At 57.5% G+C, this 20431-nt stretch carries 16 protein-coding genes; 10 read left to right on the top strand and 6 right to left on the bottom strand.

What is annotated here, in order from left to right; translation table 11 throughout:
- Window positions 1–194 precede the first annotated feature (194 nt).
- The 5 genes from CIW50_RS18590 to CIW50_RS18610 all read left to right on the top strand — a co-directional run bounded on the left by CIW50_RS18590 (window position 195) and on the right by CIW50_RS18610 (window position 5321).
- Window positions 195–557, top strand: a complete 363-nt coding sequence (locus tag CIW50_RS18590; RefSeq protein ID WP_149532687.1) for a response regulator transcription factor — start codon at window positions 195–197, stop codon at window positions 555–557.
- A gap of 1250 nt (window positions 558–1807) precedes the next feature.
- Window positions 1808–2644, top strand: coding sequence for an alpha/beta fold hydrolase (locus tag CIW50_RS18595; protein ID WP_149532688.1), 837 nt, complete (start codon window positions 1808–1810; stop codon window positions 2642–2644).
- 55 nt (window positions 2645–2699) lie between these two features.
- Window positions 2700–3533, top strand: coding sequence for an alpha/beta fold hydrolase (locus CIW50_RS18600; protein ID WP_149532689.1), 834 nt, complete (start codon window positions 2700–2702; stop codon window positions 3531–3533).
- A 28-nt stretch (window positions 3534–3561) separates the two neighbouring features.
- Window positions 3562–4281 (top strand): hypothetical protein, encoded by a 720-nt coding sequence (locus CIW50_RS18605; protein WP_149532690.1) that lies wholly within the window; start codon window positions 3562–3564, stop codon window positions 4279–4281.
- Between the two features lie 230 nt (window positions 4282–4511).
- A complete protein-coding gene (locus tag CIW50_RS18610; protein ID WP_149532691.1) occupies window positions 4512–5321 on the top strand; it encodes an alpha/beta fold hydrolase in 810 nt (269 codons plus the stop codon).
- 230 nt (window positions 5322–5551) lie between these two features.
- Here the strand turns inward: CIW50_RS18610 and CIW50_RS18615 are convergent, their stop codons facing one another.
- Window positions 5552–6451, bottom strand: a complete 900-nt coding sequence (locus tag CIW50_RS18615) for a LysR substrate-binding domain-containing protein (protein ID WP_149532692.1) — start codon at window positions 6449–6451, stop codon at window positions 5552–5554.
- Window positions 6452–6568: 117 nt separating this feature from the next.
- Here CIW50_RS18615 and CIW50_RS18620 point away from each other — a divergent pair, with 117 nt between their 5' ends.
- The 3 genes from CIW50_RS18620 to CIW50_RS29550 all read left to right on the top strand — a co-directional run bounded on the left by CIW50_RS18620 (window position 6569) and on the right by CIW50_RS29550 (window position 8189).
- Complete coding sequence (locus CIW50_RS18620; protein ID WP_149532693.1) at window positions 6569–7057, top strand: GlcG/HbpS family heme-binding protein; 489 nt, start codon at window positions 6569–6571, stop codon at window positions 7055–7057.
- Window positions 7054–7710, top strand: a complete 657-nt coding sequence (locus tag CIW50_RS29545; protein WP_246664344.1) for an MFS transporter — start codon at window positions 7054–7056, stop codon at window positions 7708–7710. Before CIW50_RS18620 ends, CIW50_RS29545 begins: the two co-directional genes overlap by 4 nt.
- 71 nt (window positions 7711–7781) lie before the next feature.
- Entirely contained in the window at window positions 7782–8189 is a 408-nt protein-coding gene (locus CIW50_RS29550; protein ID WP_246664345.1) for a hypothetical protein, read from the top strand.
- Window positions 8190–8566: 377 nt separating this feature from the next.
- Here the strand turns inward: CIW50_RS29550 and CIW50_RS18630 are convergent, their stop codons facing one another.
- Window positions 8567–9208: a TetR/AcrR family transcriptional regulator gene (locus tag CIW50_RS18630; protein ID WP_149532694.1), complete on the bottom strand. Its 642-nt coding sequence runs from the start codon at window positions 9206–9208 to the stop codon at window positions 8567–8569.
- 125 nt (window positions 9209–9333) lie between these two features.
- On the opposite strand from CIW50_RS18630, the gene CIW50_RS18635 reads away from it, so the two are divergent.
- On the top strand, window positions 9334–10620 hold the full coding sequence (locus CIW50_RS18635; protein WP_149532695.1) for an HlyD family secretion protein: 1287 nt from the start codon (window positions 9334–9336) through the stop codon (window positions 10618–10620).
- Window positions 10571–12181 carry a DHA2 family efflux MFS transporter permease subunit gene (locus CIW50_RS18640; protein WP_172980379.1) on the top strand — a complete coding sequence of 537 codons (1611 nt, stop codon included), beginning with the start codon at window positions 10571–10573 and terminating at the stop codon, window positions 12179–12181. Before CIW50_RS18635 ends, CIW50_RS18640 begins: the two co-directional genes overlap by 50 nt.
- 581 nt (window positions 12182–12762) lie before the next feature.
- Here CIW50_RS18640 and CIW50_RS18645 read toward each other — a convergent pair.
- From CIW50_RS18645 to CIW50_RS18660, 4 genes are all read right to left on the bottom strand, one after another.
- Window positions 12763–14463 (bottom strand): FAD-dependent oxidoreductase, encoded by a 1701-nt coding sequence (locus CIW50_RS18645; RefSeq protein ID WP_149532696.1) that lies wholly within the window; start codon window positions 14461–14463, stop codon window positions 12763–12765.
- A gap of 329 nt (window positions 14464–14792) precedes the next feature.
- The gene (locus CIW50_RS18650) at window positions 14793–15578 is read right to left on the bottom strand and encodes a hypothetical protein (RefSeq protein ID WP_149532697.1); all 786 of its coding nucleotides are present in this window, start codon (window positions 15576–15578) and stop codon (window positions 14793–14795) included.
- The gene (locus CIW50_RS18655) at window positions 15562–18966 is read right to left on the bottom strand and encodes a VPA1269 family protein (RefSeq protein ID WP_149532698.1); all 3405 of its coding nucleotides are present in this window, start codon (window positions 18964–18966) and stop codon (window positions 15562–15564) included. The genes CIW50_RS18650 and CIW50_RS18655 overlap by 17 nt, the downstream gene beginning before the upstream one ends.
- Complete coding sequence (locus CIW50_RS18660; RefSeq protein ID WP_149532699.1) at window positions 18963–20399, bottom strand: tyrosine-type recombinase/integrase; 1437 nt, start codon at window positions 20397–20399, stop codon at window positions 18963–18965. The genes CIW50_RS18655 and CIW50_RS18660 overlap by 4 nt, the downstream gene beginning before the upstream one ends.
- Window positions 20400–20431: the final 32 nt, after the last annotated feature.

Here is a 20431-nt window from a genome sequence, read left to right on the forward strand (position 1 = left end):
CGGATAAAATTCGCTTCTCGAAGCGACGGTCAAAAAAGGCCTTCCTCGACCAACTGGCTGGCCCGGCGATCCCTTCTTCGTTCCAGTTCAGGCCGGCTTTTGCCGATAACACGATTGTATGATTACCTTCGGCGCAGCCTTCCCCCACATCTTCTTTGTAAGAAGTGCCAATCTACGGCGCGGAAGGAGGAAGAGTGTCAGATCCCAAGAAACCCGTGGCGATCGTGGACGACGACGAGGATATCCTCGATGCGACGTCCAGTTTCCTCGGAGCTGTGGGGTACGAAACGATTCTTTTCAGTTCTGCCGAAGCTTTCCTCGCCTATGATCGTAAATCACAGTTCCTCTGCCTGCTTACCGACGTAAATATGCCGGGAATGAGCGGACTAGAATTGCAGGCCATCGTTCGGGCGACATTGCCGATGCTACCGATCTTCATCATGACGGCACTTTCGGACGACAATGTCAGAAAACGGGCAATCGACGGCGGCGCGAAGGGGATTCTCCGAAAGCCTGTCAACGGAGATGACCTTATCCGCTGCCTTGAAGGGGCGTAAAAGACACCGCCGATGTGCTTTTGCGTTGTTGCGTGCGCCCATTTGCGGAAGACCACTTTCATGAGCCGGAACGACTTAGCCAGCACTCCGTGACGAGATGCGAGACGGCGCAAAGACCGTAGCGGTAGATCTCAGACCGGCGATTCAGCACACCTATACCTTGTGAGGTCGGCACGGAGACCGTTGGCAACCTAGTGACTGCGCTCGGCGGTTTTCTCAGAGCCCGACGCGATGTCCTGGCTTCTACGGGGCTGTCTGCCGTCCGGGGCGACAGCGAGCTTCACGAGCGGCGATCACCAGACGGCTCGGATTGGCAGTGCATCTGGCTCGGAATGGCAGGTAGGACCGGACGACTCTTGAGGCGCCCGATCCTACCTTTAGTTCAGCAATCTTCGACGCCAGTCTTGGGCCCACCTTCGTATCGGCACGCGAGTGGCTTTCTCGCCGATGGTCTCTTTACCGACGCCTGTGCATCGAACAACCACGACGAATCCAGTCTGGCCGACGATGATGGCGTGTACCTCGTGTCCGACATCGTGAGGCCGGCGTTGGCAGCAGATGACGTAGCAAGAGGCATTGCGATCATTGCGACACGGACGATAAGTGCTGCTCGATTTTTCATTGTACTTCCATTCTCTCCAGCGCGATGCGATATGCGATCGCTGTCCTGATGGATCTGATAATAATGGAAGCTCCGACCTTCGCCATCGGCCCATGGTTTGGGAAGTCACATACCAAGACATGATCCGACGGTAACGTTTCTTGCCAAGCTTTAACGTGGATATGAACTAGCCTTCGCCATCCACTACCGATCGTCCGATCTATGAAGCCTTCGCCACTAGATGGCGAACCCACACGAATTATGATGGACGTCTCGAATCGGAATCTCCGTCCATGCATAGTTGCGGATGATAACGTGCTGGTGATCGAGGATGTGCCGTCTCTTGAAGTTCTTACGAGATGGCATTGTCCTATAGTTGTTTACGGTCGTTTCCGACGATGCTCTTTCGATAGCCCTGCCGTTATAGGCAGGGCTTTTTCATTGTGCATTCGATCATGCCGTTCCGGTGCATGAGATATCCCGGAGACCCGCGACTAGTTCCTCGTGTGGTGCCGTTCCGCATACATACCCCACACCTCTGTATGATCCACAGACCTTCGGAAAGCTGCCAAACCGATCACCTAGACGGTCGCGACATCGCGCGCAGTCGCGTTAACGATCATTCGGTGGGCAAGTAAAGGATCGCAAAATGTCTCAAGACCTTCCGACAATCGGAACAGTCACTACGGTCGATGTCGATGGCCTCGAAGTAAGAACGGCGCGAGGCGGGTCGAATGTCGGTGCACCGATATTGCTGACGAGCCCGTGGCCCGAAAGCATCTACGCGTTCCGAGATGTACTTCCCGGACTCGCCGAGGCGGGCCCTTTTGTTGCGCTTGACCTACCTGGCTTCGGAGTCTCGCAAGGACGGGAAGACCTCATGTCGCCGAAGGCGATGGCCAGCTTCATCATCAAATTCACAGAGCAGTTCGGAATGACGAACATGCACGCGGTCGGACCCGACATCGGCGCCCTGGCATTGCTCTTCGCTGCCGCGGACCGTCCCGACCTGTTCAAGAGTCTCGTCGTCGGCAGCGGCGCGACGAGCGTGGAACTTGCAGCTGGCGGGTTGGTAGATTTGATCGCCTCGCCGCGCGGGGCATTTCGCGATGCCGAGGGCGGCGATCTAGGTGTCGGGTTCGTGAAGGGGGCCGCCGCTCGACCGACTCCGTCCCCGGTCATGGAGGACTATCGCCGCTCGTCGGCAGGCACGCGCTTCGAGGAGGCGACGAATTTCGTCAGGGCATACAACAGTGAACTACCCGAGCTCAAAACGCTCCTTCCGACGATCAGCACGCCCGTTCTGGTGCTTGCCGGACGCCGTGATGCGGTCGTGCCACCGGCCAACGGACAGCTGCTGAAAGATCTATTGCCCCACAGCAAGTATGTGCTGCTCGAAGGAGGGCATCTGATCTGGGAGGATGCGGCGGACGAGTACGCTTCCGAAATCTTCGACTGGGTAGCTCATGGCCACCGTGACGTATGAGTGAGCCCCGTCTGCACAATTCCTTGAAAAACGTCGTCAGCAAAGGATCTCCCAGATGACACAGCAATTCGTAACCGTCCCGAACCTCTACGTCGTCGCCTGCGATGGCGTGAAATATGCCTACAGGAAGCTCGAAAAGCCGGGATCGACCCCACTGGTGTTCCTTCAGCACTTCACCGGAACCATGGACGCTTGGGACCCGAGTGTCGTCGACGCGCTCGCGAAAAATCGCACCGTCATCGTGTTTGACAATGCGGGCGTCGGAGCGTCAGGCGGCAGTACGCCCGACACCGTCGAGCAGATGACTGTCGATGCGGAGAACTTCATCCAAGCTCTCGGCCTCGGCGAGGTCGATCTGATGGGTTTTTCCTTAGGTGGCTTCATCGCCCAACTCATGGCCACGCGGGACAAGGTGCCCGTCCGAAAGGTCGTTTCGGCGGGGAGCGCCCCCCAGGGCGGTGAGGAGCATTTGATGAAGGTCGTGGCCGATGCATTCTCCAAGAATGCCCCCGATGTCCGTCTCCCCCTCTTCTTCACCCCAACCGCGAAGAGCCAGGCGGCGGGGCAAGCGTTCATAACCCGTGCAGCTTTCCGAAAGGAAGAACGGGATCCGGAAAGCGGAGAAGAGATCAGCAACGCCCAGGCCAAGGCGATCATCGGTTGGTGCGCCAATAAGGCGGAAGGCAATGCCATGCTCAAGCAGATACGCCAGCCGACGCTGATCGTTCATGGAAGCGACGACACGATGTTTCCAGGGATCAACGCCTACGAGATGTTCAAGAACATGACCGACGCGACCCTGATCATGTATCCGGACTCGGGCCACGGCGCTCTGTTTCAATACTCGAGCGCCTTCTCGTCTCACGTCGACCTCTTTCTCGCAGCCTAACGCCAACGCAAAGCACAGGAATTCAAAAATGGACACCTTAGCAAAGAAGATCGTCGACGCGCACGGAAGCCTCGACGAATGGCATAAGTTCACCAGCCTGACGGCGAAGCTGGAACAGGGCGGCGCGCTCTGGGGATTGAAGGGCCATGGCGGCAAGTTGGATGAGACGTCGGTAACCGTCGGGTTGAAGGAGGAATGGGCGTCTCATTCTCCGTTCGGACCGTTCGACAAAGTCTCGATCTTCCGCCCCGATAGCGTGATCCTGGAAGATGGCGAGGGCCAGGTGCTCGAGGAACTAAAGCATCCCAGGGCTTCCTTCGCCGGTCACTCCTTGGAAACTCCGTGGACCGAACCTCAGCTGGCGTATTTCGCGGGTTTGGCGATGTGGACCTATCTCAACATGCCCTTCATTCTGGCTCGTCCGGGCGTCGTCACGAAGTCGCTCCCGGACTGGAACGAGAATGGCGAGACCTGGCGGCGCCTACAGGTGACGTTCCCACCTGACATCGCGACCCACAGTAACGTGCAGACCCTTTACGTCGACGCCGATGGACTTCTCAAACGTCACGACTACGACGTGGAAATCGCCGGGAATACGCCGGGCGCTCACTACGTATCCGAGTACGTCGAGGTGCAGGGCTTCAAGTTTCCCACCTCACGAAAGATATTTCCTCGCGGTCCAGACGGAAAGTCGTTGCCTGCACCGCTGGTGGTCTCAATCGATCTCTCTGACATCAAGCTCGTCTAACATCTGACCGTATTCTCGTTGGCGTCGCTCCAGCCGGCAACGAGTCGACGGCTGCGTCCTACGATCTTCTGCAGCAGAACCGCTCGCCGATTAGCGGTTCTTCGAGACGCATGGGGCGACCCGACGCAACGAAGGACGGGCACAGAGTTCCGCTTCGAATTCAAAACACATCGACCGAGCGCACGGGCGGCCGGTCTTCAATCAATCATCGTACTATCTGAGGAAGTGATATGTCGCAGTCCACCCGCTTCGTGGAAACGTCCCATGGTAAACTCGCCTACCGCGTCGCAGGTCCCGCTGGCGGCGTTCCGATCTTGCTTGCCAACCGTTTCCGGGGAACGTTGGATGATTGGGATCCCGCCTTCATTGATGCGTTGGCGCAGAACCGGACGGTCGTGGCGTTCGATAGCGCAGGTATTGGCCGCTCCAAAGGTGAGGTGCCCGGTTCGATATCCGGGATGGCCGATGTCGCCGCAGACCTGGTGAAAGTTCTAGGACTCGGCAAGGTCGATCTGCTCGGCTGGTCGTTGGGAGGCATCGTCGCTCAGACCGTCGCGCTGGATCACCCTCAGATCGTACGGCGTCTCATCGTGGCGGGATCGAGCCCGGGCGGCGTTAAGGATGGACCCCAGCAGCATTCAAGAGTACCCGAGGTGATGTCGCACCCTGTCAACGGGGAAGAGGACTTCCTTTTCCTATTTTTTCCGGAGACCGAAACAGCCCGCGCCGCCGGCAGAGCATACTTCAAGCGCGTCGCCGAAGTGTCCGACCGTGGTCCCGCCGTCACCGCGTCGTCTTTCATGAATCAGATCAAGGCGTTCAGCGCGTGGGAGGGAGTGCGCGAGCGCCTTCCCGAGTTGAAGATTCCGGTGCTCGTTGCCAACGGTCAGCACGACGTGATGATCCCCGCATACAGGTCGTACGTCCTTGCGCAGGAAGTCCTGGATGGAAAGCTCATTCTTTATCCAGATGCTGGTCACGCCTTCCTCTTTCAATACGCCGAAGATTTCGCCTTGGAGATTGAGCGCTTTCTTTCCTGATGAGAAGGTCGCCGGTGGTACGCAAAAGCGAGCCGCCGCCCGTAGGCGTTCTCAAATCTCCAGTCTCCATGCACCGTGAGCCGCGGAAGTTACCTCCGACGCCAATCCTCGCACGTGTAGCTCGCGAAGAGTTATAATTGTGTGGTGATCGGCGGCGGGCTTCGGCTTCCCCCGAAAAGTGCCCAAAGGCCGTCTCGGCGCGCACGAAGGACCCGGGAATAGAGTATGCTTCAAGCAATAGAACTTTCGATGTTTCGCGCGGGCGCGCCTCTTATCTGCTCTATGAAGTTTTTGACCGCAGGAGATGCTTCGTCCGACCGGAATAAGGCCGCCACTTCTGAATGGATCGGTTCACCGGGGATTTCGCGGAAGGTAACGCCCGGCAGACGAAGAACGTCGCATGCCACCGTTGGAATGACCGAGATCCCGGCCCTTAATGAAACCTGCGTGAGCACCGAAAAGAGGCTTCCCGGCGCTGCGACGACACGCGGTGCGAAGCCGCCCCGCCGCGCTAATTCATAGGTCCCGGCGGTTTGTTCGGGTGTGATGAACGTCTCGCTTTCGAGTTGCTGCAGTCGAAGCGTATCCGCCACGCTCGCATGTCGGTGACCAGTCGGCAGCGCCAAGCAGAAACGATCGCGCATCAGGACATGAAGGCGCAGCGACTTAGGTATCCTCATTGGCAAGCGAACGAATCCGATGTCGACCTGACTGTCGGTTATCAGCCTTGGCAGCGTCTCCATAGGGACTTCACGGGCATTAAGATCCACGCCCTGCCAAGCCGCCAGGAATTGCCATGTTTGTTCCTGAAGTACTCCCGCATAGGCCGCAGATCCCACGTAGCCAATTTCGACCCGACCAACCTCGCCGCGCCCAGCTCTCTGACCGATACTTACCGCTTTCGCATGCTGTTCGAGCACCTTGCGCGCCTCACACAAGAATAACTCGCCCGCTGACGTCAGCGCCACCGAGCGCTTCGTGCGGGCGAAGAGGCGTGCCGACAGTGTCCGTTCGATCTCCTGAATCTGCACTGTCAGCGTGGGTGCAGCGATGTTCAGCCGCTCGGCCGCCCGCGCGAAATGAAGCTCCTCCGCAAGGACGACGAAGTATCGAAGGTGTCTCAATTCCATCTTGATGGCCTCGCGATTATATTAGTTAAAACCTAATAATGGTACAAAACGCCAGCAATGACGTAAATTCAAATCAGACCTAGAAGGATGGCGATGTACGTCTAAAGGAGCCCGCCCATGCAGCGATCACAGCTATCCGTCATTTCTGCTGTCGTTTTTGCGATGTCCCTCGCAAGTGTACCCGCACGCGCTATCGAGCTTCCGACACGCCCCGTCCTCACTCTCGAGGCGGCAAGAACCGTGGCCGCCGCTGCGGAATCGAAAGCCAAAATGGAAGGTTGGCCCTGCGTGATTTCAATTACTGACGATGCAGGACTGCCAATTTTGCTCACGCGAATGGACAATGCAGCCGTGCCGGCGGGTGTCGAACTCGCTCCGGGAAAGGCTCGGACCGCAGCGCTCTTTCGCCGCGAGAGCGGCGCCCTTGAAGACGCCGTCAACGGCAAACGGCCAGCTGCAATCACCGCGCGCGGCTTTGTTCTAATGCGGGGGGGCGTCCCTATCGTCGTCGGAGGCCGGATCGTCGGCGCCATCGGTGTATCCGCGGATACGCCAGACCACGACGAGCAGATCGCAAAAGCGGGCTCCGTCGCGCTGAGTCAATGACCGATCTGGCTCCAGGCCGCCGGGTCGCCAATCCGTCTTTCATTCTGCTCACGGCGTCCACGGGATGCGCCCTGACAGTGCTCGACACCAATGTTGTCGCGATCATTCTTCCAACGATCGCGCGCGACTTCCGGGCGAGCTTCGCCGATGTCGAGTGGGTGATCAGCACCTATGTGCTGTGCTTTGCATCGCTCCTCTTGCCCGCAGGCGCGATCGCCGATCGGTTCGGGCGGCGACGGATATTCCTCATTGGAATTGCGGCTTTCGCTGCCTCGTCCGTCTTGTGCGGGGTGGCGCTGTCCGCGAAGGCGCTTTACCTCGCACGGGCGCTTCAGGGAGCGAGCGCCGCTTTCCTACTGGCGCCCGCCTTGGCGATCATCGGACATGCCTTTCACGCCGAGGATGAACGTAACCGCGCTTGGGGCATCTGGGGCGCCTTCATGGGCTTCACCATGGTGCTTGCGCCCGTTATCGGAGGGTTAATCGCCTTAAACCTGGGCTGGCGATGGGCATTCCACATCAACGTCCCGATCTGCATCCTATTGGTGACCGCAGCAGCCCTGCTTATCGAGGAGTCGAGCGACGCCCAGGCACGCCGCCTGGACCCGGCGGGAATCGTGTTCTTCACCGCGTCGATGTTCGGCCTGACCTAGGCCTCGTTTTGGTAGGTGTCGGCAACGCGGTGACAGCCGCTGGAGCGCATTTCGGTGCTTGGTCGAACGTCATGATCGGCATGTTGGTGCTGGGAAGCGGCGGCGGTCTTCTTAACGGCGAAACGCAAAAGGCGATCATGAGCGTCGGGCCGCGCGAGCGCGCTGGCATGGCGTCCAGGATCAGCACGACCTCGCGATTTTCCGGAATCCTGCTGGGCTTTGCAGCGCTCAGCGGCATTCTTTCGACAGTGATCCGCCGCCAGTTCGCCGGTCAAAGTCCAGCGATTGGCGACGCGGTCGTAGCTGGATATCTCCCAAATGCTGTTGCGGCACTTACTGGTTCGGCGCGCGACACTGCGATCGAGCACGCAAGGATCGCGTTTTCCCATGGCTTCTCAACCGCGCTACTAGCCGCAGCCATTTTCGCCTTACTCTCATCGCTTGTGATTTACCGGCTGATGCGCGACGCGAGTTCTTAGCTTTGCATCTGGGCCAATCGAAAGTGATCGACCGGTAATGGCGGATAGTGTTGAAAAACTCCAAAAATTGTGAGGCTCGGAAAATCTCGCAAATGCCTCCAGACCAAGATTTTTGCTTCACAGTGCTCGCAGATTCGACACAAGCAACCGTGTTTTTGTGGTTGACGTGCTACCTCAAATAGCTACGAATAAAAACGCACCGGTGGTCCGAAGAATTTTCAGCAATGAAGAATTAGAGTTTTCAACACTATCAGCGCAAAACGCACGGCGGATGCGGGTTGATGATCGCGCGATCGGCGTTGCTAACTTCTCGCCGTGAAGGACGCACGCTGGTAAGTGCTCTTCACAGAGCGTGAGCCACTAACGGGTGGCCGCTTTCAGACTTTACAGCCGCGAAGAAACAGGGAAGCGCAGGTCCGCACGCGGACCTCGATTTCTTTCCGTGACGGTAGCGGCACGCCGCCAAAGATAGCCGCGCGCTGCGGCGCCGAGGCCAGCATACCGATCAGCATGCCTGCGGCCTCGTCGACATCGTCGAGCGCAATGAAACCGCGGTCGTGCTGAATGCGTAGCCAGTCCGAGAGAGAATTCGCGGTGCGCTGCATGCCGTTGCGATAGAACGCGCCGGCTAGATTCGACGACTGGCCAGCCTCCTGCAAAACCATTCGTTGCATGGAGACGACCTCCTCATCCAGCGTTAGGTCAGCGCAGACCATCAGCACGCCGCGCAATGCGCTCTCGATATCGTCATGTGCGACAGTGCGAAGGTTGACCTCAGTCAGGAGGTGCTCTAGCCGGTCGGACACCATGCCCTCGAACAGCGCGACCTTGCTGGGGATCAGCCGGTAAAGCGTCTTGGTCGAAACACCGGCGGCGCGCGCCACCATCTCCATGCTGGTGGCCGCAAAGCCGCTGCCGGCGAATTCATGCCGGGCGGCCTCATAGATCACCTTGCGGGTTTCCGTGTCGGGCCGGCGTTGTGGCCGCCCACGGTCGCGCCGATCATCGATTTCAGCCATGCTTTTATATGATATCTGTCATTCTATTGACTGTTTCAGGATGCACCCCAATTTGGAAAATATCAAGTTTCCTAAATGGCCGGTGGCGAGCTTTTACCACAGGCAGAAGACCTGGAGCGCGCGCCATGAACAGCCATTCCCCGTCATTTCCCGTCGATAGCCCGGTCCCCCGAGACGCCGCCGAGTCGCTGCTACCGGGCGCACCCGGCAAGGTGCGCCCAGATGAATCGACCGCCGCTCCTCCAGCCGCGCAAAAATCCAGCCTCCGCAAGCTGCTGATGATGGGAGCCGCCGTCGCTGTGATTGGCGGGGCTGCATGGTACGGCTGGGATTACTGGAGCGTCGGCCAGTATCTGGTCTCGACCGATGACGCCTACGTCAAGGCCGACAACACCACCGTCGCCCCCAAGGTCTCGGGCTACCTGCATGAGGTGCTGGTCGGCGACAACGAACGAGTGAAAGCCGGGCAGATCGTGGCGCGAATCGACGATCGCGATTTTAAGGTCGCGCTCGATCAGGCCGATGCCGACGTCGTCGCCGCGCAGGCCGCCATCGCCAGCAAGCAGGCGCAGCTCGACGTGCAGCAGGCCGTCATCAACGCCGCCAAAGCCACCCTCGACGTCGACAAGGCCGCGCTGACCTTCGCCGCGCAGGACAGCAAGCGTTACAGCGATCTCGCCGCCAATGGCTCAGGCAGTCTGCAGAACGCGCAGCAAGCGCAGTCACGCATCGCCAGCGCGCAGGCAGTGCTGGCGCGCGACGCCGCCAACCTCACCTCGGCGGAAAAACAGGTCGATCTGCTCAATGCCGAGATCGTGCAGGCCAGCGCCACCCGCGCACGCGCCGTCGCCGTGCAAAGCCAGGCGCAGCTCAACCTCAGCTATACGGCGATCGCGGCGCCGGTCGATGGCGTCGTCGGCAACCGCTCGCTTCGCACCGGACAGTATGTGCAGGCGGGAACGCAATTGATGTCGGTGGTGCCAATCGATGGCGCCTATATCGTTGGCAACTACAAGGAGACGCAGCTCACCGACGTGCGCAAGGGCCAGGCCGTCGACATCGAGGTCGACATGTTTCCAGGCCATACGGTGCATGGCCATGTCGACAGCATCGCTCCCGCCAGCGGACAGGAATTCGCACTGCTGCCGCCGGACAATGCCACCGGCAACTTCACCAAGGTCGTGCAGCGCATCCCGGTGAAGATCGTGCTCGACGGCGGCAACGATGCACCCGTCGAATTGCGGCCGGGTATGTCGGTGATCCCCACCATCGCCACCCACGGCACCTCGCGCGTCAAGCCAGCCGCGGCAACATCCAATAACTCCAACAAGACCGCAGCAAAGGTTTCGGGAGCAACATGCCATGTCAAAACCAGTCCCTACGGCCTCAATCTCCGCGTTTCCAACATCTAGCCCCGCCGCGGTCGATCCCAATCGCGCCAACCTGACCACATGGATCGCCGTGCTTGCCGCCATGATCGGCTCGTTCATGGCGATCCTAAATATCCAGATCACCAATGCCTCGCTGCTCAATATCGAGGGCGGCATTGGCACCGGGGTGGACAACGGCTCGTGGATCTCGACCTCTTACCTGATAGGCGAGATCGTCGTCATTCCACTGACCGACTATCTCAGCCGGGTGTTCTCGTTCCGCATCTACATGCTGGCCAGTGCGACAGCCTTCGCGCTGTTCTCGGTCGCCTGCGCCTTTACCCACGACCTGCCATCGATGATCGCGATGCGCGGCCTGCAGGGCTTTGCCGGCGGCGTGCTGATCCCGATGGCCTTCACGCTGGTGCTGACCAAGCTGCCGAAGCCGCAGCAGCCGGTCGGGCTGGCGATCTTCGCGCTGTCGGTGACTTTCGCCCCCGCGATCGGCCCGACCATCGGCGGCTATCTCACCGAGAATTACGGCTGGCAGAAGATCTTCTTCGTCAACGTGCTGCCGACCATCGTGATGGTCACCGCACTAGCCTTCACACTGGAGAAAAAGCCGATGCAACTCGGCCTACTCAGGGAGGGCGACTGGGCCGGCATCTTCACCATGGCCGTCGGACTGTCGGCGCTTCAGACCGTGCTCGAGGAAGGCAACAAGGACGACTGGTTCGCATCGCCCTTCATCCTGCGCCTCGCGATGGTGGCGCTGGTCAGCCTGGCTGCATTCGTCTGGATCGAGCTCACCGTCGAAAAGCCGCTGATCCGCCTGCGGCTGTTGAAGGGCCGCAACTTCGGCGTCGGCACCGTCGCCATGACCCTGCTCGGCTTCGCGCTGTTCGGATCGGTCTATATCCTGCCGGCCTATCTCGGCCAGGCGCAGGGCTACAATGCCGAACAGATCGGATCCGTGATGGCATGGACCGGGCTCCCCCAACTGATCCTGATTCCGCTAGTGCCGCAGCTGATGAAGCGCTTTGACACCCGCTACATCGCCGTCCTTGGCCTCGCGATCTTTGCTTATAGCTGTTTCATGAACACTGCGATGTCGCCCGACTATGCCGGCGATCAACTTTGGATCCCAAATATCGTACGCGCCATCGGCCAGGCCATGGTGCTGACGCCGCTGACCTCCGTGACCACCGGTGATATTGCTCCGCAGGATGTAGCGGCTGCCTCGGGCATCAGTAACATGCTACGCAATCTCGGCGGCGCCATCGGCACCGCGGTGCTGGCCACCGTGATCACCAAGCGCGAGCAATTTCACTCCAACATCATCGGTCAGTCCGTGACGCTCGGCCGCGAAGAGATTCGAAACCGGATCGGCCAGATGACCAGCTACTTCACGGCGCACGGCGTGCCCGACCCGGCTGCCGCCCGCGAACAATCGATCATCGCGCTCGGCAAGGCGGTGAAGCATCAGGCGCTGGTGATGGCTTTCAGCGACACATTTGCGGTGCTTGGCGTGATGCTGGCGCTTGCGGCTGCCGCCGTTCTGCTGACACGTAAGGTGAGGGGAAGTGGCGCTGGCGCGCATTGAACAGACTTCAAGGTCGTGCCATCGGCCAGACCGCGCCCGCTACAGCAGCCTCACCCATTTATGTGATGCCGGCCATCTGATCATAGCGTACTTGCCGAACCAACTGGCAAAGTCGACTTCCAAGCCCTTCCGGTCAGGCCCGGCGTGTCTTTCAAGCGCGCGACCCGGCAGGCATCATCGCCGGTGTGGCGCCGCAGCTGGTCGAGGCGAAAGAAGCCTACTTGCGGAAGTTAGATCCGGTCCGTGCAGTCGTCTGCGTCAGAAAGGATTTGGATGGAGCATTTCTTGACGAAGTCATGATGCGGCTCAAGCCGGAACCGGAAAGATTGCGTGCCTAGGCCCGCGCGATGCCACGCAACTAAAAGTCCGCTTTCAAATGATTAGAACTAATCTGCCATCGATCCTGATTTTAGGACTAAAAGCCTGGTGCGCGAGGCCGCCCGTTGGTCACGTGACGACTAACCGAGGTGAATGCAAACCATTCCCATCTGCAAATTCTTCAGCGCCTGCATCCCTATGAAATGCAGACGTTACTTCAGCTCGACTTATCTAGCGCAGTCCCTACGGTAGAAGCAGAGACTTCAAACAATTGCGCCTGCGGCTTCCTCGCCGAGAAAGCCATGAAGCGCGGCGACAACCTGCGCACCTTCGCCGATCGCCCCGCCCACCCGTTTGACGGAGCCGGAGCGCACGTCGCCGACGGCGAAAATGCCCGCCACCGACGTCTCGAGTGTCTGCACGGTGCGTCCATGCACGGGGAGACCCGTCGTGACGAAGCCCGCGCGATCGAGCGTGACACCGCAATCCTGCAGCCAATTAGTCGCTGGATCAGCGCCGACGAAGAGAAACAAATTACGGATTTCGGAAGTGGTCTCCTCTCCCGAAAGGCGGCTGCGTGTGGTAACCTTCGCAAGAGCAGCATCGGTGTCTCCTCCTAGAGAGACGACCTCCGTGTTGAAGACCAACTCGATGTTCGGCGTCGCTTCGATACGCTCGATCAGGTATCGCGACATGCTCGCGGCAAGTCCACCGCTCCGGATCACCATGAGAACCTTCCGTGCGAATCCAGAAAGAAAGACCGCGGCTTGCCCGGCCGAGTTGCCGCCTCCGACCAAGACGACTTCTTGCTCAGAGCACAACCTCGCCTCAATGGGAGAAGCCCAATACCAGACGCCTCGTCCCTCGTAATCACTCAGACGTTCAATCTCGGGATGACGATAGCGGGCGCCGCTGGCCACGACGACAGATTTCGCGCGCAAGACCTCGCCGTCATCGAGTCCCAATTTGAAGGTGCCGTCCGTCCTGGAGCAATCGAGCGATTTCACTGTGACGGGGATCAGGATGTCCGCCCCGAATTTTTGCGCCTGATTGAACGCTCGCGCTGTCAGCGCCATTCCGGAAATGCCTGTCGGAAATCCGAGATAGTTCTCGATCCGCGCGCTCGCTCCGGCTTGCCCGCCGAAGGCCCGGGAGTCGCACACCGCGACCGTCAAGCCTTCCGAGGCCGCGTACACCGCCGTCGCTAGCCCAGCCGGACCGCCACCGACAATGGCGACGTCGTAGAGCTTCTCCTTTGCGTATCGGACGATCATGCCAAGGGCATGTGCAATTTCCGATAGCGAGGGATTCCGTAAAACCGAACCGTCCGGAACGACGACCAGCGGCAGATCATTCGGCGAGGGCGTGTAGCGTGCGACGAGATCGGATGCGTCCTTATCAAGGGTAGGGTCCAGCAAATGATGGGGATGGCCATTTCTGGTCAGAAATCCCTGTAGTCTGATCACATCCCTGGAATTGGCGGGACCGATCAGCGCCGGACCGCCCACGGCGCCCTGAATGAGGTTCACGCGACGGAGGATAAGCGCGCGCATGATGCGCTCGCCAAGATCCGCCTCCGCGATCAGCAGCGCCCGCAACCGCTCTGGTGGGATGACGATAGTCTCGACATCTCCTTCGGCATGTCCGTCGATTAGCGCAGCCCTACCCGAAAGTTGTCCGATCTCGGCGACGAATTGTCCGATCCCCTGGTCGGTGACCGGCGTGACGTTGCCGAAGCCGTCCCTTTTGGTGATCGCGACATGACCCGACAGAACGACGAACATGCCAAGCCCGGGCTTTCCGGTCTCGAACAGTAAGTCTCCGTCGGCATAGCGTCGTATCTCGCCGAAGCGCCTCATACGCTCGATTTCCGGGCCGGTTAGAGTTGGAAATGTCTGGTCGTGACGCGGCAACCTGGTGCTCAGCGGCTTCGACGGAACTGATCCTTGCGCTTTTGACGACATTTCTTCCCGATTCTCCGACGCCGCTAACTACCCCAGCAACAGGAGAGTGCGGTCCACTCCGGGAGTTTTGAATCATACGAGTGTCTAGGTTGGCAAAATTGATCGCCGGGCTCTGGTTGCCGTAGTTTGAACTCGCAGTAGTCGGTCGACCGTAAATCCAGTTTAGACGTGTGTGTTTTCGTGCGACGTACTGCGCAACAGTCCCCAAAATCAGATGTAACGGAATGGTGCTCTAAACCACGACGCCGCGGCAGATGACCGCCGCGACGCCAGGGAGGCGATATTCCAAAGGGTCGCCTCCTGTGCGCCCCTTTGCTGCGCCGCATACGTCAGACGTTGATTTTTGCCAGTTTGCGGAGCAGCGCCATTTCTGTCTTCGAGATCAGATGGGCGCCGGTTCCCGTCATCGCCTTGACGCGGTCGTTTTCATAAATGAGACCAAATTCGCGAAGCTCGCGATTATTAGAAATTCTCGAAACGATCTGCCGAACGGCCAGGCGATCCTGATTGCTGAGCTTGCTGTCGTTATCGCGAGAACCCTGCCAAACGTCACCGGCGATAATCGCGTCGATCTCAACGCCCCAGAGTCGGGGTGCTGCCGCTTTGACTATTTGCAACTGTCGCAATGCATCAAGACCCTCTTCGACGGTCTGCATCATGAGGAACCGATCAGAAGCTTCCGGAATTCTGGAAACGATTATGTTGATGCTTTGCGCGCGCGTGCTCTTCGGCTTTCGACCATGTAAGGAGCCACTTGCTTCGGTTTGACGAGCGTCGAGATAAAGTTTGAGATTTGGATCGGCCCGCAATGTTGTTTCATGAGGGCCCGGCCAAAGCTTCTCCCCTTCAACACGCCGACGGAGCTTGACGTATTCGCCTACGGTTCGTGAATTTATTCTCGGTGGTCTGAGTTCGAATTGCGTGCCGTCGTCGCCCGCCTTCCGAGCGAATGTCGCCGCTGCGCCCGAAGCAATATCGTCGCATGCAATCTTCAAACGTCTCAGCGTTTCTAGCGTTCGCTGTCCCCGCTCACTCTCCTGCGCTGCAGCCACCAGTCGCGACATGATCTCCGTCGACGCTTGCGTCTTCTCACCGCGGCTAACCATGGGCTTCATGCTCCAGAACCGAAGATTCGGGCGTCGCAAGCGAAAGCGCCTCGTCAAGGTTACATAACGACGGTACATCCTCAAACAGAAGGTGACCTTCCAGTATCTCCTGTAGTTGACCGTGACTGCTCGAACCCGCAATCAGCCAGTTGCCGAATGCGTCAAATGCCCTTTTGCTTTTGTCCGAAGAAATCGCGAGGAGTAAGTCCTCGCGTTTGTTCATTAACAAGAGTCGGTAGAGTTGATTGTCGCGTTTTTCTTCTGTGCCGATTGGTAGATCTATCTGCATTTCGGGATGCGTACGAGCGAAAACCACAAGGTTATTCTCCAGTTCGAACTGGTGCACGATTCGAAATTGAGCACCGGCATGCTGCTGATCAAATTCCGAAGACTGCGAAATGAGCGTATACACTGAACGTTCGGTGTCGGGATTTGCATCCAGAATCCCTTCGCACAGCTTCAAGGTCTTGCTCTCCGAGGCCCACTCTGCCCATAGAGAGTCTCGAAGTTCACGCTCCCGCCTTGCCTGTGCTCGCAGATGCGCAACCGGCTTGCCGTTGTCCTCCGCCTGATCGGCTTCAGCATTTAAGCGCACCTCGATTTCTTGCGAGTACTTGGCCTCCAGCATCAGCGCATTCACTCTGCTTCCCAGACCATTCAGAAACTTTGGACCTGTAACGCGAAAGCGGCATCGTGAGCATGCTCGTGGACGAAAAACAGGCGCGTGTCGCCCTGCGGAAATTCTTTTCCCGCCGATGCTGCAATCCCCACCTGGACAAAGGCCATGGGCAAAAACATCGGTCGGCGCGGCTCTCGAGGAACGGTGTTCTTGCAGCAATGTGCGCCCAATCGGATCGTCGGCGTCCGGTGATTCTACCGCTTCATCCAATATCTCCTTTGCGAGAGGATCTGGCGAGGCGGCTGTTTCCCCTCGCTTGGTATACCCACTGTTCAATGCTTTATGGATTTCGCTGTACCGGACCTGTCGATAATACCAGGTCATTACGAGGGCGGAATGGCCGACAAGCGCTTGGATATATTCGATTGGTACTCCGGCCTCGTGTAGCACCGTCACCGTAGTCACGCGTATCGAGTGAATATCGAAGACCGGGTTGCCTCCGCGAATGAGCGGATACGGATAGCCTAGCTCTCGCTCGACAATAGGCTCGCAATGCACAAGAAGGTCGTGCCAGTAGTTCGCGACAATGAAGTCGGACACCGGTTGGTGCATATCGTAGTCCGGGTTACGGAAGAGTGGGAAGACGGTCGGAAAAGGTCTGCTGCCTGTATAATTCGCGCTGAGGTCGATCTCCTTCGCGAGGATGGGGCTCTGTATCGGATTGTAGGTTGCTTGTAGGATGGCGATGCGTTCAACATTTGCCGCGATTATTGGGTCGATCCAAGGAACGTCAAATGGATCGCCCGTTTTATTCGTGTTGACGAACATTCCAAGTTCGCGGCGACGTCCTCCTTTTTCCGAAAACTCGAAGAGCCGTATAAATCCTTGTCGTCGAGCGACGGTCGCGGTAGGCGCTGAGTTAGGCTTGTGCATTTTAGTTGATTGATCGACGATCTCCATATCGCCCTCACCAGAATCGAGCCAGCGCGCTTGATACTTGCGCATCCCGCTATGGAGGATGATGTCAATAATGACGGGGGCGAGAGGGAAGAACACGCTCTCATAGATGCCAGTGTGCCGGTTCTTGCACATCTTGAAATGTGGCTTTCTGCGCGTTCCGAGTTCTCGAGCGAACTGGAAGTCATTCCGTCTGTTTTCTCTGACGATGATGTCCATCACTTCTCTGTCGAGCGGTCGCCGAGTCGTCTTTCCGTGTCGAGCCGGTGCCTCTCCCGCGCGATCCATATCGACGTCAAATGGATTCGGCGTCTGGTCGTGAAAATGATCTCGGATTGCGGCTAGCTGAAACGCGTGTGCCATAGTCGAAGGTGCACGGTATGCATTACCCTTTTTCGATTCCGAAAAATGTCTTGCTAGAAAGTTCACATATGTACTGCTGTTGGGCTTCCTGTCGTTAATATGTCTCGATCGAACGACTTCGCGAAAAGATTTTGGTGCATCCTGCTCGCCAAGATGAAGCATGAAGATAAGCCACGTATTAAGCTCTTCCATTTGATTTTTAACGGACTTCGTTCCGAATAGCGGCAGAAGCTCCCGAAACGATTCCGCCCAGTCCCTAATGAAGAGCGGAACCTGACGTACCGTGTGCCCGATGCACCTTTCTACAAGTTTAGTGTTCCGATTTGACGGATTCTCACACCACTCAAATGCGACCACGCCGGTCTTCGCGGTACGGCGCCTTCCGAGAAAGTGAGGAGCCGTCGCCTGCTCGGCAGCCACGAGCCCATGATATTCGCACAAGAGGCGATAAAGGTGGTTGGTGGAAGCTGATCGGAGTTCACCAGACGTGCGATGGGTTTGTGCCCACCTCTTAAAGTAGACCAGCGGCCACTCAACGAGCCCATGTCCTTGGAAGGCTGTGGAAGACTGCGCGATCGTAAGATACACATTCAAAATGTTCGCCGCAGATGTACTGCGCGATGCTTCCATGCGGCTCCAAACAAGATTACCTATTTCCCAGTATCGAGACGGCACTGCCATCCAGCAAGCGACAGGCCGAATCTTTTTTGGATATAGATTCAGAATGTCTGTGATGTGGGATACCGGCTGTAGCCACACGCCTTCTGTAGATAGGTACTGAGAGAACCATGCCCATCCAAAAATGCGGCCGTGACCTTCGCCACTTTCTATTCTAGTTTTCTGCTCATTGAAGAACGCCTCAGTACAACGTGCGATCGTTTCGAGAGCATCAGGCGACGATGTTTCAGTAGCAAGATACTTATCGATCTCCAAATCTCCGACGAGGCTTGATTGATGGAGCTTCAACACATCGTCAAGACAGCAGTTTGCTGACAGAATCTCGGAAATTAAATGCTTCCGGTCGGTCTCTTCGAGTGCATTTAGGATGCCGTCCAAGTTCCGAATATTTTTGCGGGGCTTTCCGTGTGGAGTTTTTGGCGGAACTGCGCGTATGGCGATGAGTCCCTGAATAACGGCGTTTGGTCTAAAGTATGTAAATCGGTCCGAGCCTAATTCTCGGACCAAACCCAACTCGAGGGTCGGGAACCTCCTGATAGTATGAATTGATAGGTCAAGTTTACCGAAGCTGCTCATTGCATCTGTTGCGCTCCTGGTCAGAAGAGAGATCAAAAGTGCACGAAATTTCTTGTTGAAGTCGTGCCAGGCGCCGCGCAGCTGTTTCATTGAAATGGGACGCAACTGGACATATGTAGTTGTACTAAGGTTTGCGCTGTGACCTGATTCATCAGGGTTCCGCTGCAGGTTTGTATCGTTCGCGAATTCGACAATAGAGGTCATTCTTTGTCTACCCTTGCGTAGGCGGATTCCAAGGCTTCTCTCATTTCGGTCGTGTGCCCTCCGGAATAGTCCTGCTGGCTGCTGATGCTCTTGTGGTGCATCATCACTTGAATGAATTCGGCAGGCAATTTTAGTACGTTCTTCAACGTCTCTTTATAGTAGTGCCTCAAACCGTGAATATGACGTCCACTCAGATGCGGCTCGAGGCCCACTCGACGGCACGCGCGGTCGAACGCCTTTGTAAGATTGCTGTACTTCTGCGGTTCGCCGAGCATCTTTCGATCGGTGAGATTGATAAAAAGATAGGGGTGCTGTTGAGCCGCGGTCATGTGGCGGCGCATGGCCAGAGTTTTGACGATCTCTTGAAGGAAAACGTGAGACGGTTGGCGGAATGACCAATAGACCCACGATGCACGCAGTGCGACATTCGTCTCCAGCATACTCTTCCAGCCTGCTCGAAGGGGATGCTTGGGTGGGTAGTGCGAACGTGGAATCAGTCCGTATTTCTTCGCTAGGTAGTCGATACGCCTTAGCGACGTGTCATCGAAAATTCCTGTGAACCGAGAATCTGCCGGGTCGGCGAGAACAACGAGTGGCGCCTTCTGAGTATCGCCGTTGGCAAACTCGCTTATCATGGTGCCAGGCATGACGTCGCAGCACCAGAGGTTCAGAGCTTCGCTAACTCGAATTCCGCCGTAGGCAAGCAGTATCCACAATGCTTTGAAAGCCGGGTTTCGTTCTGCACTAATAATGAGATCGACTTCATCCCGAGGCATCGTTTGACCCGCAGAGGAGCGTCTTGGGAGTGGATTTGCTCGTTCGACAACCAACGGCTTCGCGTGAGGCGCGGCTCCCATCAACTTCCTCCAGCGCTCTCGTTGGCCACGCAAATGGATAAAGAAATCACGCTTCCCCAAAACGGTAAAATCGGGAAATGTTTTGAGACGACCTCTCAATGGGATGAGTGGGATCGTTTCATAGCGGCGATGACAGAACCGAAGATAATCGATGATGGTGCTAAACTCAGTCTCAGCAGTTTTTCTACGAACCGGGAGCCATTGCGGAGTCTCCATATCGAGTTCATCGATGCGATCGCCGACCCGAAACGCTACATAGTTCCAAACAACCATTTGAAGATCATCTGCGGTGAGGGGAATCTGACTGTAAGCGATGGTTGAGAACTGATAGAGCCTACCGATCGTGCGTAAGGCGGCGTGAACGTTCTGAATTTTTGACTCAAGAAGGTCGAGTGCCCATGCGGCTGGCTCCCGAGGAACGTCTACTCGTCCGTCTGGAGTACGAATTATTAGCAGGGGTCGATTGAATGGCGGTTGCTTTGCTTTCGCATTGAGGACGACGAAGGTCGGGATTCCTATTTCGATGTCATCAATGGTCGGAGGAGGTTCGGGGCGTAAACAGTCATGGTCAGTCATGCGACTATCCAGTTAGCGATGGGTCATCGCCA

The sequence above is a fragment of the Tardiphaga sp. P9-11 genome (assembly GCF_008329525.1).
In the GTDB taxonomy this organism is placed as follows: domain Bacteria; phylum Pseudomonadota; class Alphaproteobacteria; order Rhizobiales; family Xanthobacteraceae; genus Tardiphaga.

Coding starts and splice junctions, on each gene's coding strand:
- CIW50_RS18595 (WP_149532688.1), top strand. CDS start 1,808: ATGTCTCAAGACCTTCCGACAATCGGAACAGTCACTACGGTCGATGTC.
- CIW50_RS18600 (WP_149532689.1), top strand. CDS start 2,700: ATGACACAGCAATTCGTAACCGTCCCGAACCTCTACGTCGTCGCCTGC.
- CIW50_RS18605 (WP_149532690.1), top strand. CDS start 3,562: ATGGACACCTTAGCAAAGAAGATCGTCGACGCGCACGGAAGCCTCGAC.
- CIW50_RS18610 (WP_149532691.1), top strand. CDS start 4,512: ATGTCGCAGTCCACCCGCTTCGTGGAAACGTCCCATGGTAAACTCGCC.
- CIW50_RS18615 (WP_149532692.1), bottom strand. CDS start 6,451: ATGGAATTGAGACACCTTCGATACTTCGTCGTCCTTGCGGAGGAGCTT.
- CIW50_RS18620 (WP_149532693.1), top strand. CDS start 6,569: ATGCAGCGATCACAGCTATCCGTCATTTCTGCTGTCGTTTTTGCGATG.
- CIW50_RS29545 (WP_246664344.1), top strand. CDS start 7,054: ATGACCGATCTGGCTCCAGGCCGCCGGGTCGCCAATCCGTCTTTCATT.
- CIW50_RS29550 (WP_246664345.1), top strand. CDS start 7,782: ATGATCGGCATGTTGGTGCTGGGAAGCGGCGGCGGTCTTCTTAACGGC.
- CIW50_RS18630 (WP_149532694.1), bottom strand. CDS start 9,208: ATGGCTGAAATCGATGATCGGCGCGACCGTGGGCGGCCACAACGCCGG.
- CIW50_RS18635 (WP_149532695.1), top strand. CDS start 9,334: ATGAACAGCCATTCCCCGTCATTTCCCGTCGATAGCCCGGTCCCCCGA.
- CIW50_RS18640 (WP_172980379.1), top strand. CDS start 10,571: ATGTCAAAACCAGTCCCTACGGCCTCAATCTCCGCGTTTCCAACATCT.
- CIW50_RS18645 (WP_149532696.1), bottom strand. CDS start 14,463: ATGTCGTCAAAAGCGCAAGGATCAGTTCCGTCGAAGCCGCTGAGCACC.
- CIW50_RS18650 (WP_149532697.1), bottom strand. CDS start 15,578: ATGAAGCCCATGGTTAGCCGCGGTGAGAAGACGCAAGCGTCGACGGAG.
- CIW50_RS18655 (WP_149532698.1), bottom strand. CDS start 18,966: ATGACCTCTATTGTCGAATTCGCGAACGATACAAACCTGCAGCGGAAC.
- CIW50_RS18660 (WP_149532699.1), bottom strand. CDS start 20,399: ATGACTGACCATGACTGTTTACGCCCCGAACCTCCTCCGACCATTGAT.